The following is a 21,488-nucleotide window of genomic DNA, read 5'->3' as shown; positions in this document are numbered from 1 at the left end:
GGCGATAATCGCACCGATTGGCAGAATGTACAGGTATCGGCTCAGTTTTCACCTTCAATTGACAGACCCGCAAGGGAAAAATGCAAGCACTCGATCCATAAAAATCATTCACCGGCGCCTGTCGCGTGAAGCTTGCGAGTCATAAAAACAATGAAAACGCTGAAAACCCAAGTCGCCATCATTGGCGCCGGTCCGTCCGGATTGCTCCTCGGTCAGTTGCTGCACAACGCCGGCATCGACACCCTGATTCTCGAACGCCAGACACCCGACTATGTCCTCGGACGAATTCGCGCCGGCGTGCTTGAACAAGGCATGGTAGAGCTGTTGCGCCAGGCCGGCGTAGGCGCGCGCATGGATGCCGAAGGGCTGGTGCACGCCGGCTTCGATCTGGCACTGGATGGGCGTCTGGCACACATCGATCTGCAGGGTTTGACCGGCGGCAAAACCGTCATGGTTTACGGTCAGACCGAAGTCACGCGCGACCTGATGGCCGCTCGTCGGGAGGCTGGCGCACTGTCGTTTTATGAAGTGAGCCATGTCGTTCCTCACGGCATGAAAAGCGACGAGGCCTTTGTCACCTTCGAAAAGGATGGCGAAACCTGGCGCGTCGATTGCGATTACATCGCCGGTTGCGACGGCTTTCATGGCGTGGCCCGGCAGTCAATTCCCGAGGACTGCCTGAAGATCTTCGAACGGGTGTATCCGTTCGGCTGGCTGGGGATTCTCGCCGACACCCCGCCGGTGCACGAAGAGCTGGTCTACGCCCGGCACGACCGCGGCTTCGCCCTGTGCAGCATGCGTTCGGCCACCCGTACCCGTTATTACCTGCAAGTACCGGCCCAGGAGAACGTTGCCGACTGGTCCGACGAGCGCTTTTGGGCTGAGCTGAAAACCCGTCTGCCCGCCGCGCTTGCCGAAAAACTGGTCACCGGCCCGTCGATTGAAAAAAGCATCGCGCCGCTGCGCAGCTTTGTCGTCGAGCCGATGCAGTACGGACGGATGTTTCTGCTCGGCGATGCTGCGCACATTGTGCCGCCCACCGGCGCCAAGGGCCTGAACCTGGCCGCCAGCGATGTCAGTACGCTGTTCAACATTCTGCTGAAGGTTTATCGCGAAGGGCGCACCGATCTGCTGGAGAAATACTCGGAAATCTGCCTGCGCCGGGTATGGAAAGCCGAACGTTTCTCCTGGTGGATGACCTCAATGCTGCACCGCTTCGACGAGCATGATGATTTCAGCCAACGGATCAGCGCCTCGGAACTGGACTACTTTGTCAGTTCAGAAGCGGGTCGAAAAACCATTGCAGAAAATTACGTCGGACTTCCGTACGAGGCTATCGAATAGCCTGCTACCGACTTACACTGGCGAGCATCCACCCGCGCGCAATGGCCGTGCGGGTCCATCACTGCCCGCAGGCTCGCCCGTGACCAATCTCAATCACCCTGAAACGCCCAAACCGGCCATTCGCAGCGTGCTGGTCGCGTTGATGATGGCGATTTTTCTCGGCGCGCTGGATCAGACCATCGTCGCCGTCTCGATGCCCGCCATCTCCGCACAGTTCAAGGACGTCAGCCTGCTGGCCTGGGTGATTTCCGGGTACATGGTGGCAATGACCGTGGCGGTGCCGATCTACGGCAAGCTCGGCGATCTGTACGGACGGCGCAAACTGATGCTGTTCGGCATGGGCCTGTTCACCCTCGCCTCGCTGTTCTGCGGCATGGCGCAAAGCATGGAACAACTGGTGCTGGCGCGGATTCTCCAGGGCATCGGCGCCGGCGGGATGATTTCGGTCAGTCAGGCAATCATCGGCGACATCGTTCCGCCGCGCGAACGCGGACGTTATCAGGGTTATTTCAGCAGCATGTACGCGGTGGCCAGCGTCGCCGGGCCGGTGCTCGGCGGCTACATGACCGAATACCTGTCGTGGCGCTGGGTGTTTCTGATCAATCTGCCACTGGGGCTGGGCGCCTGGTGGGTTGCCAATCGCAATCTGCGCGGCCTGCCGATTCCGCAGCGCAAACCGATCATCGACTACCTCGGCACGCTGTTGATGATCATCGGTTTGACCGCCTTGCTGCTGGCCATCACTCAGGTCGGTCAGGGCCATTCGTGGCGCAGCAGCGAAGTGCTCGGTTTGTTCGCCTGCGCGGTGCTGGTGCTGGCGGTGTTCGTGTGGCATGAACGCCGGGCGCGTGAGCCGCTGCTGCCGATGCACTTGTTCACCAACCGCAACGCGTTGCTGTGCTGGTGCACGATTTTCTTCACCAGTTTTCAGGCGATCTCGCTGATCGTGCTGATGCCGCTGCGCTTTCAGAGCGTCACCGGTGCCGGGGCCGATGCGGCGGCGTTGCACTTGCTGCCGCTGGCGATGGGCCTGCCGGTCGGCGCTTATTTCGCCGGACGTCGGACGTCGGTGACCGGTCGCTACAAACCGCAGATTCTGACGGGCGCACTGTTGATGCCGATCTCGATTCTCGGCATGGCGTTCAGCCCACCCGATGCGACGCTGGTCAGCAGCCTGTTCATGCTGCTCAGCGGGATTGCCGGCGGCATGCAGTTCCCGACTTCACTGGTGGGTACGCAGAACTCGGTGGAGCAACGCGACATCGGCGTCGCCACCAGCACCACCAACCTGTTCCGCTCGCTGGGCGGCGCAGTGGGTGTGGCGTTGATGTCGGCGCTGTTGCTGGCGTTGTTGCAGGATTCGAGTTTCGCCCATCTGGCGAGCAACTCGCTGCTCAGCGAGGGGCATTCGGGCAATGTGCTGCTCGACGGTTTGAACGCCGCACCGGGCGATGCGCAGAACGCCTTGCGCGCCGAACTTTCGGTGACGTTCCGGCATCTGCTGTGGGTGAGTACGGCGGTGTCATTGCTGGGGCTGGCGGCGGCAATTGCGATGCCGAACAAGTTGCTGCGCGGGCGCGAGCACGGCGCCAAATAGGCACAGGTGCCATGAAAACCTGTGGGAGCGAGCCTGCTCGCGAAAGCGGTGTGTCATTCAACTGTGATGTCAGCTGACACTATGCCTTCGCGAGCAGGCTCGCTCCCACAGGGGGGCAAAGGTGTTTTCAAGGGCTGTAGTAACCCACCGCCACCAGGAAATGCCCGACCTTCTTCAGGTAGGCATGCTTGTCCTCGACCTTGCCGGTCACCGGGTTTTTCCAGCGGTATTCGTATTCACCGTCATCCTGTTTGGCGATCAGCGCCAGAATCGGCTCGCCCACCGGTTTGCCTTCCGGGTCCTTGATCTTGCTGAAATCGGTGTTGATCAAGCGCAGGTTGGTGCCGTGGACAACGTAGCGTTGGGTGTCCAGATCGACCACGAACACGTACAGGTCATCCTGCAGATACCCGCCCTTGAGCGAGTTGATGGCCGTCAGCGTGTCCTTCTCGTTTTTCCCCAGATCGGTTGCAGCCTTGTCGAGAAGTGCCTTGGCCTGCTCGGCTGAAGCACGCGGCAGGTAATAACCGACGGCCAGAATGCGCTGACCGATGCGCTGGTAATACACATGTTTGCGCTCGACCTTGCCGTCCGCCCAGTTCTGCCAGCGGTATTCGGCCTGTTGAATGCCGTTGCCTTCCGGCACTAGCAAGGCGTCCTTGAAGGCCTTCTGCAAATCCGGCGCAAGCACTTCGCTGACGTCACGGCCGATCAAGGCTGAGGACGGCCCGCCGCTGGCGAGCATCACGCCTTTGGTGTCGACCACGAACACGTAGCGATCCTTGTCGACGAACTCGCCCTGACGGCTGAACGCGGCGAAGGCCTTGTCGCCATTGTCGTGGTAATAGGCCAGCGCCTTTTCCAGCAGCGCAATGGCGGCCTTGCTGTCGTCCTTCTGCGCGGTGGCGGCGTTGACCTGCCCTGCCCCCACAAAAAGCATCACCCCGAGCCACGCCACTTTATGCAAAAACCCCATAACGCTTCCCTCGTTCTTGTTGGTGTTTCAAGAGCGTAGACGGCTTGGGGTCGGACGGAGCGCCGAATCCTGTAGCGAGGGGATTTATCCCCGATGGGCTGCGCAGCAGCCCTGATGGAGAGAACACATATTTTCTGACGCACCGAGCTGATGGTTTGGGAGCTGCTGCGCAGCCCCATCGGGGATGAATCCCCTCACCACAAAGATCCCTGGCGACAGTTCATCAGGTTCTACGGCCGGGCATTGATCTGCTGTTGCAGGTTCTGGATCTGCGCCTGCAGGGTGTTGAGGTTGCGGGTCATCTGCCCGCGGAATGCGTCGAACTCGGCGGTATTGCCGCCACCCTGCGCAGCGGCCGGACGGTTGTCCTGTTCACTCTTGAGAACGACGATTTCCTGCTCCAGACTCTCGATCGCCGCGCTCGGATTGCCTTGCTTTTTCAGCGCGGTGATATCAGCGCCGAGGCTTTTCAGTTGAGCGTCATAACTCTTGAGCTGCGCATCGACCTTGCCGGTGTCGGCCGGGGCGCTTTTCAAGGTTGCCAGTTCGGCGCTCAAGGCTTTGACCTGAGCCTGCAACTGGGTATTGGCGTTCTGTTGCTCGGTGGTCTGCGCGGTCATCTGCGCCAGACGCTTGTCCAGATCGCTGGCCTGACCGACCACGCCTTGCTGCTGTTTGCTCTGATCCAGCAACTGGGTTTCCAGCTGTTTGATCTGCAGCTTCAAGGCTTCGCTGTCGCTGTTGACGTTGCTCTGGCTGGCGACGACCTTGCCGGAAATGTCCTGCAGGCGCCCTGCCGCTTCCTCGCTGATGCGCGCAAAGCTTTCCTGGGTCGCGACCAATTGCTGCTCCATCAGCGAAATCTGCTGGAAGCTCCACCAGGCCAGGCCGATGAAGGCAAAGAACAACGCGCCGACCAGTGCCCACAGCGGCCCGGTACTCGCAGCCTTGACCTTGACCACCGGCGGCGTGCGCGAGTGCACCGAGGTGCGAGCGGAGGGCGGAATGTCATCGTCGTCAAAGGTGTCGGCCCGCAGGCTCGGTACATCGTCGAAATCGTCGTTGGCATCGTTACGCATGGACATTGAGGCAACCTTTGTGGAACGCGGTGATGGCTAAATGCTGCGAAGTATAACCGCCGCAGCCGCAGGGATTGACCCTCAAGCGGCAGTGCGGTTCATTGCCGGCCGACCGACTTGTATCAACGGATGTCCTGAGCTTTCCACCAGCCACAGAACTCGTCGAGGGCCGACCACAGGCTGACTTTCGGATCGTAGTCCAGATAATGCCGGGCGCGACTGATGTCGAGGGTGAAATTTTTCTTCATGACCTGCATGCCCAACCGCGAGAGGGTCGGCTCCGGGCGGCCCGGCCAGAGTTTGCACACGCCTTCGTTGATCGCAGCAACGCTGTAGGCCAGACCGTACGAGCGGTATTTGCTGACCTGCGGCACTTCCATTTTGCGCATCACATAATTGACCACATCCCACAACGGCACCGGCGCGCCATTGCTGATGTTGTAGGCCTTGCCCAACGCGGAACCGGCCGCCAGCAGGCTGCTGAGCAGCGCTTCGTTGAGGTTCTGCACGCTGGTGAAGTCGACCTTGTTCAGACCGTCGCCGATGATCGCCAGACGCCCCTTGCGCTGCATGTTCAGCAGGCGCGGGAAAATGCTCATGTCGCCGGCGCCAGTGACGAAACGCGGGCGCAGGGCGATGGTTTCCAGACCGAATTCCTGTGCGCCAAAGACCTTTTGCTCGGCCAGGTATTTGGTCGCCGCGTAGTGATGTTTGAAGCGCTTGGGCACTTGCTCTTCGGTCAGGCCGAGGTGATCGCGGCCATCGAAATAGATCGACGGCGACGACAGATGCACCAGTCGCCGCACGCGCTGCTTGAGGCAGGCTTCGACGACGTTTTCGGTGACCTGCACGTTGCCCTGATGAAAGTCCTGATAGCGCCCCCACAAGCCAACGGCGCCGGCGCAGTGCACCACGGCTTCGACGTCGGCACAGAGCTCGCGCACCAGATCCGCATCGGTGAGATCGCCCGGGACGAACTCGGCGCCACGGCGCACCAGATGCTCGACGCTTTCGGCCCGGCGACCGTTGACCCGCACGTCCAGGCCCTGCTCCAAAGCGAAACGCGCAAAGCGTCCGCCAATGAAGCCGCTTGCGCCGGTGACCAGAATTTTCATGTAACGCTCCGATGTCTTTCGTTTACCTGATACGTCTGTCTTGACGCTGACCATCAGCTCAAGGGCACCAGCCAGCGCGGTGAAGAACGTAGCAATTGCTCGGTCAGCAAGGCCAGCAACTGACCGCCATTGCGCCAATGATGCCAGTACAACGGCACATCGATCGGTTTATCTGGCAACAGTTCGCGCAATACGCCGCGTTGCAGCTGATCACGCACTTGCAGTTCCGGCACCAGGCCCCAACCAAACCCGGCTTCGGTCAGACGCACAAAACCTTCGGAGGACGGGCACAAATGATGCTCGAAACCACCATCGACACCGAGCGATGCGAGGTAGCGATGCTGGAGAAAATCGTCCGGGCCGAACACCAGCGCCGGGGTACGCGGCAACTGCTCGGCGCGCACCCCGTCGGGGAAATGCCGCTCGATAAACGCCGGACTGGCCAGCGCCCGATAGCGCATCGCCCCGAGCAACACGCTGCGCGCACCGGCCACCGGGCGCTCGCTGGCACAGACACACGCCGCCACTTCCCCGGCACGCATGCGCTTGAGGCCGACGGTCTGATCCTCCACCACCAGATCCAGCAATAAATGCTGCTCGGCGCAGAAATCGCCCACGGCCTCGGCCCACCAGGTGGCGAGGCTGTCGGCGTTGAGGGCGATGCGCAGACGCTCCGGCAGGCCTTCTTCGTCGAGCGCTGGCACCAGGGTCTGCAAGTCACGTTCGAGCAGGCGCACCTGCTGCACATGGTTGAGCAGCCGCCGGCCAATCTCGGTCGGCGATGGCGGCGTGCCGCGTACCAGCACCGGTTGGCCGACCCGCGCTTCCAGCAGTTTGATCCGCTGGGAGATCGCCGATTGCGACAAGCCCAGCACCTGCGCGGCGCGCTCGAATCCAGCCTGCTCGACCACGGCGGCCAGAGCGGAAAGCAATTTGTAGTCGAACATCAGTTTTCCTAATGAGCGATCAGCACTATTGGTTTTTCTTATACCGCTTTCGACCGGAGAATAGCCAGCAAGCACTCTTTATCAAGGAACACGGCAATGGCTGGCGAAACCTCACTCACGACCTTGCTGCGCAGCATGAGCCCGCAGCTCAATGCCGGCGAATACGTGTTCTGCACCTTGCGTGACGGCCAGTTGCCGAGCGGTGTGGAGATTGTCGGCAGTTTCCGCGAGCAGGAAGGCCTGACCGTGATTCTGGAGCGCTCCCAGGCTGAACGTGCCGGGTTCGCTTTTGATTATGTGGCGGCGTGGATCACCCTCAATGTGCATTCGGCGCTCGAAGCCGTTGGCCTGACCGCCGCGTTCGCCAGTGCGCTGGGCAAGGCCGGAATCAGTTGCAACGTGATCGCCGGTTATTACCACGACCATTTGTTTGTCGGTCAGGCCGACGCCGAGCGTGCCATGCACGTGCTGCGCGATCTCGCAGCCAACGCGGAGTAAATTTTATGTGGCAAAGCTATGTGAACGGCCTGCTGGTGGCCTTGGGGCTGATCATGGCGATCGGCACCCAGAACGCTTTTGTGCTGGCGCAGAGTCTGCGCCGCGAACATCATCTGCCGGTGGCGGCGCTGTGTGTGGCGTGCGATGCGCTGCTGGTGGCGGCCGGGGTGTTTGGCTTGGCCACCGTGTTGGCGCAGAACCCGACATTGCTCGCGGTGGCACGCTGGGGCGGCGCGGTCTTTCTGATCTGGTATGGCAGCCAGGCGCTGCGAAGGGCGTTCTCGAAACAGAGTCTGGATCAGGGTGAAAACCACACCGTACGCTCGTTGCGCGCGGTGATGCTCAGCGCGCTGGCGGTGACGCTGCTCAATCCGCACGTTTATCTGGACACGGTGTTGCTGATCGGCTCGCTGGGGGCGCAGCAGTCGGTGCCGGGCGCTTATGTCGTGGGCGCCGCGAGTGCGTCGCTGCTGTGGTTTTTCACCTTGGCGCTAGGTGCCGCGTGGCTTGCACCATGGCTGGCTCGACCGAGTACCTGGCGGATTCTTGATCTTCTGGTGGCAGTGATGATGTTCACGGTGGCGGGCCAATTGATTATCGCCAACTGATTTATTCCAAAAGGCTCTGGAACCTCTATCCCACACAGTTGTTGCGTGGTTAAGCCTTGACCCCGGTGCTATGATCCGAACCCTGCGCCGCAAAGAGTAAAAACTCGTCGGTGCATTTCTGGCCGCCCGTGATCGGCCTTGCGCTCACCGCAACAGACCTGATTAGGAGAATCATCATGGCTTTCGAATTGCCGCCGCTGCCTTACGCACACGATGCCCTGCAGCCGCACATTTCCAAGGAAACCCTGGAATTTCACCACGACAAGCACCACAACACCTATGTCGTGAACCTGAACAACCTGGTGCCAGGCACCGAGTTCGAAGGCAAGACCCTGGAAGAGATCGTCAAGACTTCCTCGGGCGGCATCTTCAACAACGCCGCTCAGGTCTGGAACCACACTTTCTACTGGAACTGCCTGGCGCCAAACGCCGGCGGTCAACCAACCGGCGCACTGGCTGAAGCGATCAACGCAGCCTTCGGTTCGTTCGACAAGTTCAAGGAAGAGTTCAGCAAAACCTCGATCGGCACCTTCGGTTCCGGCTGGGGCTGGCTGGTGAAAAAGGCTGACGGTTCCCTGGCTCTGGCCAGCACCATCGGCGCCGGCAACCCGCTGACCAGCGGCGACACCCCGCTACTGACCTGCGACGTCTGGGAACACGCTTACTACATCGACTACCGCAACCTGCGTCCGAAGTACGTTGAAGCGTTCTGGAACCTGGTCAACTGGAAGTTCGTCGCTGAGCAGTTCGAAGGCAAAACCTTCACCGCTTAAGCTGCGCGCCAGATAAAAAACCCGGCTACGGCCGGGTTTTTTTATGCCTGCTTTTTTTCACGATGAACGCTGGCTCCGGCCACTTGCCGGTGCAGCACAGCGGGCTACCATCAAATCAGCGAAAATTTGTTCCAGACTGCTCAAGTTGAGGGCCGAAACTACCGACACAGTACAAATAGAGCTGAGACTCCAGACAGCAGTATTTCGGCCAAGGCCACGGGCAAATGTTCCGAGGCTTGATTGTCCCTTTGACTGCCAACACGGGATTGCCAATACTCATGGCAACTTGACGCTACCCGCACGGAACAAGGAATAACCCTTTGAAGCTGGAACTCAAGAACAGCTTGTCGGTGAAGTTGCTCCGGGTCGTGCTCCTTTCGGCATTGATCGTCGGCGTGGTCTTGAGCTGCGCCCAGATTGTTTTCGATGCCTATAAAACCCGCCAGGCGGTGGCCGGCGACGCTCAGCGCATCCTCGACATGTTCCGTGATCCCTCGACTCAGGCGGTCTACAGCCTGGACCGGGAAATGGGCATGCAGGTGATCGAAGGCCTGTTTCAGGACGACGCGGTGCGCCAGGCTTCCATCGGCCATCCCAACGAAGCGATGCTCGCGCAAAAGTCCCGTGAGCTGCAGCACTCCAACAGCCGCTGGCTGACTGACCTGATTCTCGGTCAGGAACGCACCTTCACCACTCAATTGGTCGGTCGCGGTCCCTACAGCGAGTATTACGGCGACCTGAGCATCACCCTCGACACCGCCACCTATGGCGAGAGTTTCATCGTCAGTTCGGTGATCATTTTCATTTCCGGCGTACTGCGCGCCCTGGCCATGGGCCTGGTGCTGTACCTGGTCTATCACTGGCTGCTGACCAAGCCGTTGTCGCGGATCATCGAGCATCTGACCGAAATCAATCCCGATCGCCCCAGCGAGCACAAGATTCCGCAGCTCAAGGGTCACGAAAAAAATGAACTCGGCATCTGGATCAACACCGCCAACCAGTTGCTCGAATCGATAGAACGCAACACGCACCTGCGCCACGAAGCGGAAAACAGCCTGTTGCGCATGGCCCAGTACGACTTCCTCACCGGCCTGCCGAACCGCCAGCAATTGCAGCAGCAACTGGACAAGATTCTGGTCGACGCCGGCAAGCTGCAACGCCGGGTCGCGGTGTTGTGTGTGGGGCTGGATGATTTCAAAGGAATCAACGAGCAGTTCAGCTACCAGACCGGCGACCAGTTGCTGCTGGCGCTGGCCGACCGCCTGCGCGCCCACAGCGGTCGCCTCGGCGCCCTCGCCCGTCTGGGTGGCGACCAGTTCGCGCTGGTGCAGGCCGATATCGAACAGCCTTACGAAGCGGCAGAGCTGGCGCAGAGCATCCTCGATGATCTGGAAGCGGCGTTCGCCCTCGACCATCAGGAAATCCGCCTGCGCGCGACCATCGGCATCACCCTGTTCCCCGAGGACGGCGACAGCACCGAGAAGCTGTTGCAGAAGGCCGAGCAGACCATGACGCTGGCCAAGACCCGCTCGCGCAACCGCTATCAGTTCTACATCGCCAGTGTCGACAGCGAGATGCGTCGCCGTCGCGAGCTGGAAAAAGACCTGCGCGACGCACTGATTCGCGACCAGTTCTACCTCGTCTATCAGCCGCAGATCAGCTACCGCGATCACCGCGTGGTCGGGGTCGAAGCGCTGATTCGCTGGCAGCATCCGGAACACGGTCTGGTGCCGCCGGACCTGTTCATTCCGCTGGCCGAACAGAACGGCACGATCATCGCCATCGGCGAGTGGGTGCTGGATCAGGCCTGCAAGCAATTGCGCGAATGGCACGATCAGGGCTTTGTCGATCTGCGCATGGCGGTCAACCTGTCCACCGTGCAACTGCACCACGCCGAGTTGCCGCGGGTGGTCAACAACCTGCTGCAGATCTACCGCCTGCCGCCGCGCAGCCTGGAGCTGGAAGTCACCGAAACCGGCCTGATGGAAGACATCAGCACCGCCGCCCAGCATCTGCTGAGTCTGCGTCGTTCCGGGGCGCTGATCGCCATCGACGACTTCGGCACCGGCTACTCATCGCTGAGTTACCTGAAAAGCCTGCCGCTGGACAAGATCAAGATCGACAAGAGCTTCGTCCAGGATCTGCTGGATGACGACGATGATGCGACCATCGTTCGCGCGATCATCCAGTTGGGCAAGAGCCTGGGCATGCAGGTGATTGCCGAAGGCGTTGAAACCGCCGAGCAAGAGTCCTACATCATCTCCGAAGGCTGCCACGAAGGTCAGGGCTACCACTACAGCAAGCCGCTGCCTGCCCGGGAGCTGACGGCCTACCTCAAGCAAGCCCAACGCAGCAACGCGGCTATTTTATAAAGTCAAAAGATCGCAGCCTGCGGCAGCTCCTACAGGGATCGCATTCCCCTGTAGGAGCTGTCGAATGAAACGAGGCTGCGATCTTTTGATCTGCGCCATCACACCGGCGTAAACAAGAAATATTTCCAGCCACAGCCCTTTACACATAATGCGAAAGATTTGCATTATGTCGCAGCTTTGCGCACCCCCGCGCCCTGTCCATTCCATTACCGAAGCAGGATGTTCGCCATGATTCGTATGCCTCTGGCTACCGCCAGTCTGCTGGCCATCGCTATTTCCCTCGCCGGTTGCGGCGAAGGCAAAGACAAGGCTGCCGCCCCGGCCGCGCCGACGCCGGCCGCCAGCACCGCCGCCGCTCCAGCACCTGCCGCTGCCGGTAAAGTCGATGAAGCCGCCGCCAAGGCTGTGGTCGCGCACTACGCCGACATGGTCTTCGCCGTCTACAGCGATGCCGAATCCACTGCGAAAACCCTGCAAACCGCGGTCGACGCGTTCCTCGCCAAGCCGAACGCCGACACCCTGAAAGCCGCCAAGGCTGCCTGGGTCGCTGCGCGCGTGCCTTACCTGCAGAGCGAAGTGTTCCGCTTCGGCAACACCATCATCGACGACTGGGAAGGTCAGGTGAACGCCTGGCCGCTGGACGAAGGCCTGATCGACTACGTCGACAAATCCTACGAGCACGCGCTGGGCAACCCGGGCGCCACCGCCAACATCATCGCCAACACTGAAGTGCAGGTCGGCGAAGACAAGGTCGATGTGAAAGACATCACCCCGGAAAAACTTGCCAGCCTCAACGAGCTGGGCGGTTCCGAAGCCAACGTCGCCACCGGCTACCACGCCATCGAATTCCTGCTCTGGGGCCAGGATCTGAACGGCACCGGCCCGGGCGCCGGCAACCGTCCGGCGTCGGACTACCTGGAAGGCGCTGGCGCCACCGGTGGTCACAATGATCGTCGCCGTGCCTACCTCAAAGCCGTGACCCAACTGCTGGTCAGCGACCTGGAAGAAATGGTCGGCAACTGGAAGCCGAACGTGGCTGACAACTACCGCGCCACTCTGGAAGCCGAGCCGGCTGAAAGCGGCCTGCGCAAAATGCTCTTCGGCATGGGCAGTCTGTCCCTGGGCGAACTGGCGGGCGAGCGCATGAAGGTTTCCCTGGAAGCCAACTCCCCGGAAGACGAACAGGATTGCTTCAGCGACAACACCCACAACTCGCACTTCTACGATGCCAAAGGCATTCGTAACGTGTACCTGGGCGAGTACACCCGCACCGACGGCACCAAAATGACCGGTGCCAGCCTGTCGTCGCTGGTGGCCAAGGCCGACCCGGCTGCCGACACCGCGCTGAAAGCCGATCTGGCCGCGACCGAAGCTAAAATCCAGGTCATGGTCGATCACGCCAACAAGGGTGAGCACTACGACCAGTTGATCGCTGCGGGCAACACCGCCGGCAACCAGATCGTGCGTGACGCCATCGCCGCACTGGTCAAGCAGACCGGCTCGATCGAAGCCGCCGCCGGCAAGCTGGGCATCAGCGACCTGAACCCGGACAACGCTGATCACGAATTCTGATCACGCGCGTTCGACTGAAAAAGGCGACCTGCGGGTCGCCTTTTTCATGCCTGCCGTACACAAAACCCTGCTCCATGGTGTGTTCGATATCAGGTACACCACCAAATCCTGTGGGAGCGAGCCTGCTCGCGAAGGCGTCATCTGGCGCAACATCGTCAGCGCGGCGGACACCGCTTTCGCGAGCAGGCTCGCTCCCACAGGGTTTGCATGAGTTTCAAGGCTTGCGCCATATCAAGCAAACGATAATTCCTCTTATTCAAACTCACTCGCCCTGTTAGACTTTGCGCCTTTGTTTTCGCCCGTCCGCAGGATGTCTGATGCCCTCGCTGCCGCTTCGCTTGTCCGCACTGTTTCTGGCCCTGGGCCTGAGTGCCTGCGATGACGCCCCGCGTTTTACCAAGGCTGAGCCGGGTGAAGCGCGTTCGGGCGGGGCGGCGACTGTGCGCAAGACCGATCAGAATGCGTTCTCGCTACCTTCGGCCAATCTGCCGCCGTCGCGCCGGGTCGACTTCAGCGTCGGCAACAGCTTCTTCCGCAGTCCGTGGGTGATCGCCCCTTCAACCACCACCGCCCGCGATGGCCTCGGCCCGTTGTTCAATACCAACGCCTGCCAGAACTGCCACATCAAGGACGGTCGCGGACATCCGCCAACGCCGGATGCGGCGAACGCGGTGTCGATGCTGGTGCGTCTGTCGATCCCTGATTCACCGGCCTATGCCAAAGTCATCGAGCAAGTCGGCGTGGTGCCCGAGCCGGTCTACGGCGGCCAGTTCCAGGACATGGCCGTGCCCGGGGTCACCCCGGAAGGCAAGGTGCGCGTCGAGTACACCCCGGTGCCGATTCGTTTCAAGGACGGCACCGAAGTGGAGCTGCGCAAACCGGTTCTGCAATTCACCCAGTTGGGCTACGGCCCGATGCATCCGGACACGCGTTTCTCGGCCCGCGTCGCACCGCCGATGATCGGCCTCGGCCTGCTCGAAGCGATCCCGGAGGAAGCGATCCTCGCCAACGCCGCCGCACAGGCCAAAGAGAACAACGGCATTAAGGGTCGCGTAAATCGGGTCTGGGACGATGAGTTACAGAAAACCGTGGCCGGCCGTTTTGGCTGGAAAGCCGGGCAACCGAATCTCAATCAGCAGAATGTCCACGCGTTTTCCGGAGACATGGGCCTGACCACCAGCCTGAGACCCTTCGATGACTGCACCGACGCGCAAACCGCGTGCAAACAGGCGCCGAACGGCAATGGCCCGGGCGGCGAGCCGGAAGTCAGCGACAACATCCTGCGTCTGGTGCTGTTCTACACACGCAACCTCGCAGTGCCGGCACGTCGCGGCGTCAACGACGAACAAGTGCTGGCCGGCAAGAACCTGTTCTTCCAGGCTGGCTGCCAGTCCTGCCACACGCCGAAATACACCACCGCCGCCAACGTCGCCGAACCTGAACTGGCCAATCAAGTGATTCGCCCGTACAGCGATCTGCTGCTGCACGACATGGGCGACGGTCTGGCCGACAACCGCACTGAATTCCAGGCCTCCGGCCGCGACTGGCGCACCCCGCCGTTGTGGGGCATTGGCCTGACGCAGGCAGTCAGTGGTCACACCCAGTTCTTGCATGACGGCCGCGCCCGCAACCTGCTCGAAGCCGTGCTCTGGCATGGCGGCGAAGCGCAGCAGGCGCAGCAACAGGTTTTGTCTTTCAACGCCGAGCAGCGTGCTGCGCTGCTGGCGTTCTTGAACTCACTTTAAACACTTAAAAGAATCGGGAGCCCGACATGTTCCGTCCCAAGTTGTTGTTCACCAGCCTTGCCGCACTCGCCCTCGGCGCCTGCTCGCCGCAGGACCCGCAAGCAGTCACGTCGGCGGCCATCGCCAAATCGGTGATCCTGCCGACTTACACCCGTTGGGTCGAAGCCGACAAGCAACTGGCGGTCAGCGCCCTCGCCTACTGCCAGGGCAAGGAAACCCTGGAAACCGCCCGCGCCGACTTCCTGCACGCGCAGAAAGCCTGGGCCGAGCTGCAACCGTTGCTGATCGGGCCGTTGGCCGAGGGCAACCGTTCGTGGCAGGTGCAGTTCTGGCCGGACAAGAAGAACCTCGTTGGCCGTCAGGTCGAGCAACTGGTGGTCGCGCAACCGCAGATCGACGCCGCCGCACTGGCCAAATCCAGCGTGGTGGTGCAGGGCCTGTCGGCTTACGAATACATCCTGTTCGATGAAAAACCGGACGTCGCCAACGCCGAGCAGAAAGCCAAATACTGCCCACTGTTGATCGCCATCGGCGAGCGCCAGAAGCAACTGGCCGAAGAGATTCTGCAGAGCTGGAACAACACCGACGGCATGCTCGCGCAAATGAGCAAGTTCCCCAACCAGCGCTACGCCGACTCCCACGAAGCGATCGCCGATCTGCTGCGTGTGCAGGTCACCGCCCTCGACACCCTGAAGAAAAAACTCGGTACGCCGATGGGCCGTCAGAGCAAAGGCGTGCCGCAACCGTTCCAGGCCGATGCGTGGCGCAGCCAGTCGTCGCTGACCGCGCTGGAAGCCAGCCTCGCTGCAGCCAAAACCGTCTGGGAAGGCGTCGATAACAAAGGCCTGCGCGGTCTGTTGCCGGCCGAGCAGAAACCGTTGGCGGACAAGATCGACGCTGCCTACGCCGCGTCGCTGAAACTGTTCGACAGCAGCCAGCGCTCGCTGACCGAAATGCTCCAGGACGACGCCGGTCGTCAACAACTCAACGATCTCTACGACAGCCTCAACGTCGTCCATCGCCTGCACGAAGGCGAACTGGCCAAGGCGCTGGGCATCCAACTGGGCTTCAACGCCAACGACGGTGACTGATGAGGGCAAGTGCCATGCTGCGACGCCAGGCTCTGACTTTAGGTAGTTTGCTGCTGGGAGCAGTGACACTGGGCGGCTGGACGCTGTTCAAGCGCAAGGATCAGAGCCCGCTGTTGCTCTCGGCGCGCGACGACACCGACGGCAAGCATTACGCCGTCGGTTATCGGCTGGACGGTACGCGGGTGTTCGCCACCGAGGTCGGCCAGCGCTGCCACGACATCATCAACCACCCGACGCTGCCGATCGCGCTGTTCGTCGCCCGCCGCCCGGGCACCGAGAGCTACCTGATCAATCTGCGCGACGGGACCTTGCTGCAAACCGTGACTTCGCAGCCGAACCGGCATTTCTACGGTCACGCCGTGGTGCACAAGGACGGCGAATACCTGTACGCCACCGAGAACGACACCACTGATCCGGGGCGTGGCCTGCTCGGGGTGTACAAGTTCGAAGGCGAGCGGCTGGTGCACAGCGGCGAGATTTCCACCCATGGCCTCGGCCCGCATCAGGTGTCGTGGATGCCCGATGGCGAAACCCTGGTGGTGGCCAACGGCGGGATCCGCACCGAGGCCGAAAGCCGCGTCGACATGAACCTCAACGCCATGGAACCGAGCCTGGTGCTGATGCAGCGCGACGGCACCCTGCTGAGCAAGGAAACCCTTGCCCAGCAGATGAACAGCGTGCGTCATCTGGGCATCGCCAGCGACGGCACCATCGTTGCCGGCCAGCAATTCATGGGCGCCTCGCATGAGCGCTCCGAGCTGTTGGCGATCAAGCGTCCGGGCCAGCCCTTCGTGGCATTCCCGGTGCCAGAGCATCAGTTGCAGTCGATGGGTCATTACACCGCCAGCGTCGCAGTGCACAGCGAACTGCGGCTAGTGGCGCTGACCGCGCCGCGCGGCAATCGCTTCTTCATCTGGGACCTGGACAGCGGCGAAGTGCGCCTCGACGCGCCGCTGCCCGATTGCGCCGGTGTTGGTGCGGTGCAGGACGGTTTCGTCGTGACCTCGGGTCAGGGCCGTTGCCGCTACTACGATTGCCGCCAGGATGAGCTGCTGGCCAAACCGCTGGAATTGCCGGCGGGGCTCTGGGATAACCATCTGCATTTGATCGCATAACCCACCTGTTCTGAGTACGACTCATAACCTGTGGCGAGGGGATTTATTCCCGATCGGCTGCGCAGCAGTCGCAAAACCATCGCACACGGTTCAATTGACAGACCGCGGTTTCAGGTTTTGGGGCGGCTTCGCCACCCATCGGGGATGAATCCCCTCACCACAGGTTCAGTGTTTAGACTTCCTCACTCCGTCCTCCCCTGTAATAACTGCCAGTTGGAATCCCCACCTGACTCGGAGTAATGTGCCCGCCTGTCTCACCTGATTTATCCAAGGAACTGGAAATATGCTGCGTCGCCGCATGCTGATCATGTTGGGTGTTGTCTTGCTGGTCGTCCTGGTATTGGGCGGGTACAAAGCCTTTTCGATCTACACCATGATCCAGGGCTTCTCCAAACCAAAACCGCCGATCAGCGTCGCCGTGGCCCGCGCCAGCGAACAGCCGTGGCAGATGCGTTTGCCCACCGTCGGCTCGCTGAAAGCCTTGCAAGGCGTCGAGCTGAGTCTGGAAGTCGCCGGCACCGTCACCGAACTCAAATTCGAATCCGGACAGAAGGTCAAGGCCGGGCAACCGCTGCTGCAACTCGACAGCGCGGTCGAGACCGCCCTGCTGGAAACCGCCAAGGCTGACTTGGGACTGGCACAACTGGACTTCGGCCGTGGCAGCCAACTGGTCGACAGCCGCGCGATCTCCAAAGGCGAGTACGACCGTCTCTCCGCCGTATTGCAAAAGAACAAGGCCACGGTCCATCAGCTCAACGCTTCGCTGGCGAAAAAACGCATCCTTGCGCCATTCAGCGGCACCATCGGCATCCGTCAGGTGGATGTCGGCGACTACCTCGCCAGCGGCAGCAAAATCGCCACCCTGCAGGATCTGAGCAGCCTCTACACCGACTTCTATGTGCCCGAGCAATCGGTGCCAAAACTGGCCATCGGGCAACCGGTGCAGATCGGTGTCGCGGCCTATCCCGGGCAGAACTTCCCCGGCGCCATCAGCGCGATCAACCCGATTGTCGAGAGCACCACGCGCAATATTCTGGTGCGCGCGACCCTGGCCAACCCCGACGGCAAATTGCTGCCGGGGATGTTCGCCAGCCTCAACGTGTTGCTGCCCGACCCGCAGAAACACATCGTGGTCCCGGAAAGCGCGATCACCTACACCCTCTACGGCAACTCGCTGTACGTGGTCGGGCAGAAAAAGGCCGAGGACGGCAGCGTCGAAAAAGACGACAAGGGCCAACCGGTACTGATCGCCGAACGCCGCTTCATCGAGACCGGTGAGCGCCGCGATGGCCTGGTGATGATCAACAAGGGCGTACAGAGCGGCGAACAAGTGGTGACTGCCGGCCAGATCAAACTGGACAACGGCGCACACATTGCCATCAGCGACGACAAGACCCTCGGCGAGCAGAACAGTCCGCCTCGCGCCGACTGATCAAGGAATCCCCATGGCTTTTACCGATCCGTTCATCCGCCGTCCGGTGCTCGCCACCGTGGTCAGCCTGCTGATTGTGCTGCTGGGTTTCCAGGCCTGGAGCAAGCTGCCGCTGCGCCAATACCCGCAAATGGAAAACGCCCTGATCACGGTGACCACCGCCTACCCCGGGGCCAACGCCGAGACCATTCAGGGCTACATCACTCAACCGATGCAGCAGAGCCTGGCGAGCGCCGAAGGCATCGACTACATGACCTCGGTCAGCCGGCAGAACTTCTCGGTGATCTCGATCTACGCGCGCATCGGTTCCAACACCGACCGTTTGTTCACCGAACTGCTGGCCAAAGCCAACGAGGTCAAGAACAAACTGCCGCAGGACGCCGAAGACCCGGTACTGAGCAAGGAATCGGCCGACGCCTCGGCGCTGATGTACATCAGTTTCTTCAGCAAGGACTTGAGCAACCCGCAGATCACCGACTACCTGTCGCGGGTGATCCAGCCGAAACTGGCGACCCTGCCGGGCATGGCCGAGGCGGAGATTCTCGGTAATCAGGTATTCGCCATGCGCCTGTGGCTCGACCCGGTGAAGCTCGCCGGTTTCGGCCTCAGCGCCAGCGACGTGACCAACGCGGTGCGCCAGTACAACTTCCTCTCCGCCGCCGGCGAGGTGAAGGGCGAGTACGTGGTCACCAGCATCAACGCCAACACCGAACTGAAATCCGCTGAAGCCTTCGCTGCGATCCCGCTCAAGGTCAGTGGCGACAGCCGCGTGCTGCTCAGCGATGTCGCGCGGGTCGAGATGGGCGCGGAAAACTACGATTCGATCAGTTCGTTCGGTGGCACGCCGTCGGTGTACATCGGCATCAAGGCCACGCCCGGGGCCAACCCGCTGGACGTGATCAAGGAAGTACGCAAGCTGATGCCGGAGCTGGAAGCGCAGTTGCCGCCCAACCTCAAGAGCGAGATTGCCTACGACGCCACCCAGTTCATTCAGGCCTCGATCGACGAAGTGGTGAAAACCCTGTTTGAAGCGGTGCTGATCGTGATCGTGGTGGTGTTCCTGTTCCTCGGCGCGTTGCGCTCGGTGGTGATCCCGGTGGTGACCATCCCGCTGTCGATGATCGGCGTGATGTTCTTCATGCAGATGATGGGCTACTCGATCAACCTCCTGACCCTGCTGGCGATGGTGCTGGCCATCGGTCTGGTGGTAGATGACGCGATTGTGGTGGTGGAGAACATTCACCGACACATCGAGGAAGGCAAGACGCCGCTGGAGGCCGCACTGGAAGGTGCGCGGGAAATCGCCATGCCGGTGGTGTCGATGACCATCACCCTGGCGGCGGTGTATGCGCCGATCGGTTTCCTCACCGGTCTGACCGGGGCCTTGTTCAAGGAGTTCGCCCTGACTCTGGCCGGCGCCGTGGTGATCTCCGGGATCGTTGCCCTGACCCTGTCGCCGATGATGTGCGCCCTGCTGTTGCGCCACGAAGAAAACCCCAGTGGTCTGGCGCACCGCCTCGACCGCATCTTCGACGGCCTCAAACGCCGTTACCAGAGCCTGCTCCATGGCACGCTGAATACGCGGCCGGTGGTGTTGGTGTTCGCAGTGATCGTGCTGTGCCTGATCCCGGTGTTTCTCAAGTTCACCAAGTCGGAACTGGCGCCGGACGAGGATCAGGGCATCATCTTCATGATGGCCACGGCCCCCCAGCCGACCAACCTCGATTACCTGAGCACTTACACCGACGAATTCATCAAGATCTTCAAGGAGTTTCCGGAGTACTACTCCTCGTTCCAGATCAACGGCTACAACGGCGTGCAGGCGGGCATCGGTGGCTTCCTGCTCAAGCCGTGGAACGAGCGCAGCCGCACGCAGATGCAGATCCTGCCCGAGGTGCAAGGCAAACTGGCGAGTATCCCCGGCCTGCAGATTTTCGGTTTCAACCTGCCCTCCTTGCCCGGCACCGGTGAAGGTTTGCCGTTCGAATTCGTGGTCAATACCGCCAACGACTACGAATTGCTGCTGCAAGTGGCCGACCGGATCAAGAAACGTGCGATGGAGTCGGGCAAGTTCGCCTTCGTCGACCTCGATCTGGCGTTCGACAAGCCGGAAGTGGTGGTCGATATCGACCGTGCCAAAGCCGCGCAGATGGGCGTGTCGATGCAGGATCTGGGCGGCACCCTGGCGACGCTGCTGGGTGAGGCGGAAATCAACCGTTTCACCATCGAAGGCCGCAGTTACAAGGTGATTGCCCAGGTCGAGCGACCGTACCGCGAAAACCCCGGCTGGCTGAACAACTACTACGTGAAGAACACCCAAGGCGAGCTGCTGCCGCTGTCGACCCTGATCAAGGTCAGCGACCGGGCGCGACCGCGCCAGCTCAACCAGTTCCAGCAACTCAACGCGGCGAAGATTTCCGGATTCCCGCTGGTCAGCATGGGCGAGGCCATCGACACCGTGCTGCAGATCGCCCGGGAGGAAGCGCCAGCCGGGTTTGCCTTCGACTATGGCGGCGCCTCGCGCCAGTACGTGCAGGAAGGCAGCGCTCTGTGGGTAACCTTCGCCCTGGCGCTGGCGATCATTTTCCTGGTGCTGGCGGCGCAGTTCGAGAGTTTCCGTGATCCGCTGGTGATTCTGGTGACGGTGCCGCTGTCGATCTGTGGTGCGTTGATTCCGCTGTTCCTTGGCTGGTCGAGCATGAACATCTACACCCAAGTCGGACTGGTGACCCTGATCGGGCTGATCAGCAAGCACGGGATCCTGATCGTCGAGTTCGCCAACCAGCTGCGCAAGGACAAGGGCCTGACCGCGCGCGAAGCGGTCGAGGAAGCGGCGGCAATCCGCTTGCGCCCGGTGTTGATGACCACGGCGGCGATGGTGTTCGGCATGGTGCCGTTGATTCTGGCGACCGGTGCGGGCGCCGTGAGCCGGTTTGACATCGGCACCGTGATTGCCACGGGGATGTCGATCGGCACGTTGTTCACGCTGTTTGTGCTGCCGTGCATCTATACCCTGCTGGCGAAACCGGATGCCAAAACATGACCCTATCCCTGTCCCTATCTCTGTCCCTGTAGGAGCTGCCGCAGGCTGCGATCTTTTGATCTTGGGTTACAAAAAAACAAGATCAAAAGATCGCAGCCTGCGGCAGCTCCTACAGGGGATTTTCATTGATCCATAAAAAAGGCCTCGCATCTGCGAGGCCTTTCATTTTGGCTTCAATCGG

The 21,488-nt window shown here is 61.1% G+C and carries 16 protein-coding genes; 12 read left to right on the top strand and 4 right to left on the bottom strand.

Annotated elements, in window-relative coordinates; translation table 11 throughout:
- The first annotated feature begins 150 nt into the window (after positions 1-150).
- On the top strand, positions 151-1,344 hold the full coding sequence (gene pobA / locus HDC30_RS16545) for a 4-hydroxybenzoate 3-monooxygenase (RefSeq protein ID WP_183784034.1): 1,194 nt from the start codon (positions 151-153) through the stop codon (positions 1,342-1,344).
- 79 nt (positions 1,345-1,423) lie between these two features.
- Positions 1,424-2,941 (top strand): MDR family MFS transporter, encoded by a 1,518-nt coding sequence (locus HDC30_RS16540; RefSeq protein ID WP_115989004.1) that lies wholly within the window; start codon positions 1,424-1,426, stop codon positions 2,939-2,941.
- Positions 2,942-3,068: 127 nt separating this feature from the next.
- Here HDC30_RS16540 and HDC30_RS16535 read toward each other — a convergent pair whose 3' ends face one another.
- The 4 genes from HDC30_RS16535 to HDC30_RS16520 all read right to left on the bottom strand — a co-directional run bounded on the left by HDC30_RS16535 (position 3,069) and on the right by HDC30_RS16520 (position 7,058).
- Positions 3,069-3,917, bottom strand: a complete 849-nt coding sequence (locus HDC30_RS16535; protein ID WP_183784032.1) for a cache domain-containing protein — start codon at positions 3,915-3,917, stop codon at positions 3,069-3,071.
- 230 nt (positions 3,918-4,147) lie between these two features.
- Entirely contained in the window at positions 4,148-5,002 is an 855-nt protein-coding gene (locus HDC30_RS16530) for an ATPase (protein WP_183784030.1), read from the bottom strand.
- A 116-nt stretch (positions 5,003-5,118) separates the two neighbouring features.
- Positions 5,119-6,111: an NAD(P)-dependent oxidoreductase gene (locus tag HDC30_RS16525; RefSeq protein ID WP_183784028.1), complete on the bottom strand. Its 993-nt coding sequence runs from the start codon at positions 6,109-6,111 to the stop codon at positions 5,119-5,121.
- 53 nt (positions 6,112-6,164) lie between these two features.
- Positions 6,165-7,058 carry a LysR family transcriptional regulator ArgP gene (locus tag HDC30_RS16520; protein ID WP_183784026.1) on the bottom strand — a complete coding sequence of 298 codons (894 nt, stop codon included), beginning with the start codon at positions 7,056-7,058 and terminating at the stop codon, positions 6,165-6,167.
- Between the two features lie 96 nt (positions 7,059-7,154).
- Between HDC30_RS16520 and HDC30_RS16515 the strand changes: the two genes are divergently transcribed.
- From HDC30_RS16515 to HDC30_RS16470, 10 genes are all read left to right on the top strand, one after another.
- Positions 7,155-7,556 (top strand): ACT domain-containing protein, encoded by a 402-nt coding sequence (locus HDC30_RS16515; RefSeq protein WP_027612477.1) that lies wholly within the window; start codon positions 7,155-7,157, stop codon positions 7,554-7,556.
- A gap of 5 nt (positions 7,557-7,561) precedes the next feature.
- Positions 7,562-8,164, top strand: a complete 603-nt coding sequence (locus HDC30_RS16510) for a LysE/ArgO family amino acid transporter (RefSeq protein ID WP_027612476.1) — start codon at positions 7,562-7,564, stop codon at positions 8,162-8,164.
- Positions 8,165-8,340: 176 nt separating this feature from the next.
- Complete coding sequence (locus HDC30_RS16505; RefSeq protein WP_003227660.1) at positions 8,341-8,937, top strand: superoxide dismutase; 597 nt, start codon at positions 8,341-8,343, stop codon at positions 8,935-8,937.
- A 320-nt stretch (positions 8,938-9,257) separates the two neighbouring features.
- Complete coding sequence (locus tag HDC30_RS16500; RefSeq protein ID WP_096795124.1) at positions 9,258-11,309, top strand: bifunctional diguanylate cyclase/phosphodiesterase; 2,052 nt, start codon at positions 9,258-9,260, stop codon at positions 11,307-11,309.
- Between the two features lie 228 nt (positions 11,310-11,537).
- Positions 11,538-12,881 (top strand): imelysin family protein, encoded by a 1,344-nt coding sequence (locus tag HDC30_RS16495; RefSeq protein WP_134787216.1) that lies wholly within the window; start codon positions 11,538-11,540, stop codon positions 12,879-12,881.
- Positions 12,882-13,198: 317 nt separating this feature from the next.
- Positions 13,199-14,626, top strand: coding sequence for a di-heme oxidoredictase family protein (locus HDC30_RS16490; RefSeq protein ID WP_183784024.1), 1,428 nt, complete (start codon positions 13,199-13,201; stop codon positions 14,624-14,626).
- Between the two features lie 26 nt (positions 14,627-14,652).
- Complete coding sequence (locus HDC30_RS16485) at positions 14,653-15,717, top strand: imelysin family protein (protein WP_096795126.1); 1,065 nt, start codon at positions 14,653-14,655, stop codon at positions 15,715-15,717.
- Between the two features lie 14 nt (positions 15,718-15,731).
- The gene (locus tag HDC30_RS16480; protein ID WP_183784022.1) at positions 15,732-16,832 is read left to right on the top strand and encodes a DUF1513 domain-containing protein; all 1,101 of its coding nucleotides are present in this window, start codon (positions 15,732-15,734) and stop codon (positions 16,830-16,832) included.
- A 283-nt stretch (positions 16,833-17,115) separates the two neighbouring features.
- Entirely contained in the window at positions 17,116-18,264 is a 1,149-nt protein-coding gene (locus tag HDC30_RS16475) for an efflux RND transporter periplasmic adaptor subunit (protein ID WP_183784020.1), read from the top strand.
- A 13-nt stretch (positions 18,265-18,277) separates the two neighbouring features.
- Entirely contained in the window at positions 18,278-21,307 is a 3,030-nt protein-coding gene (locus HDC30_RS16470; protein ID WP_183784018.1) for a multidrug efflux RND transporter permease subunit, read from the top strand.
- Positions 21,308-21,488 lie beyond the last annotated feature (181 nt).

It is taken from the genome of Pseudomonas sp. JAI115, from assembly GCF_014200835.1.
Classification (GTDB): domain Bacteria; phylum Pseudomonadota; class Gammaproteobacteria; order Pseudomonadales; family Pseudomonadaceae; genus Aquipseudomonas; species Aquipseudomonas putida_A.
Note: the sequence above shows the minus strand (reverse complement) of the source record. Positions and strands in the feature narration are given on the sequence as shown.